The 639-nt window shown below is 73.7% G+C and carries 1 protein-coding gene and 1 pseudogene; one reads left to right on the top strand and one right to left on the bottom strand.

What is annotated here, in order from left to right:
• Window positions 1-204: pseudogene (locus FUT87_RS29385) on the top strand (hypothetical protein); the annotation flags it as partial.
• A 16-nt stretch (window positions 205-220) separates the two neighbouring features.
• Here FUT87_RS29385 and FUT87_RS24665 read toward each other — a convergent pair.
• Window positions 221-639: GGDEF domain-containing protein (locus FUT87_RS24665; protein WP_147242705.1), on the bottom strand; the 419-nt coding region annotated here is incomplete at its 5' end.

The raw sequence follows: 639 nt of genomic DNA, 5'->3' as shown, positions 1-639 counted from the left end.
CGCCGGCTGCTGTCCGAGGACGAGGCCGGCCGCTGGAACGCGGTGCAGCAGGAAGTACGCGCCGAGGCGCAATTGCGCCGGCACCGCGCCAGCGCCGACGCCAAGGTGCTGCAGATGACGCTGATGCGCCTGAAACACGGCGCCGCGACGCCGACGGCGGGCCTGAACGGCCGCGACCCGGCCGACTTCGGCCAGTGCGGCTGAGCCCGCTCCGCGGCGGTCAGCCCCGGCTTGCGGGCGGCGTCTCGCCGGACGGCCCGAGCCGGTCGGCGCAGAGGCTGCCGTTGGACCGTCCACGGCCCGCGCGCTTGGCGCGGTAGAGCGCCTCGTCGGCGCGGGTGACGAGGTCGTCGATGTCGGCCTGCCGGGCCCATTCGACGCAGAAACCGACGCTCGTGCCGATGTGCAGCTCCAGCGCCCCGATGCGGAAGGGCATCGTCAGCGCATGCACCAGCTTGTCGGCGACCACCTGTGCGTCGACGGGCCGGGCGACGTGGGTCAGGAACACCGCGAATTCGTCGCCGCCGAGGCGGGCGACCAGGTCCTGCGGCCGCAGCGCATGCCGCAACCGCCCGGCGACAGCCTTGAGCAGCGCGTCGCCGACCGGATGGCCGTACTCGTCGTTGACCGGCTTGAAGC

The organism is Mitsuaria sp. TWR114 (assembly GCF_007997345.1).
This window is presented reverse-complemented; position numbering and strand designations above follow the sequence as displayed.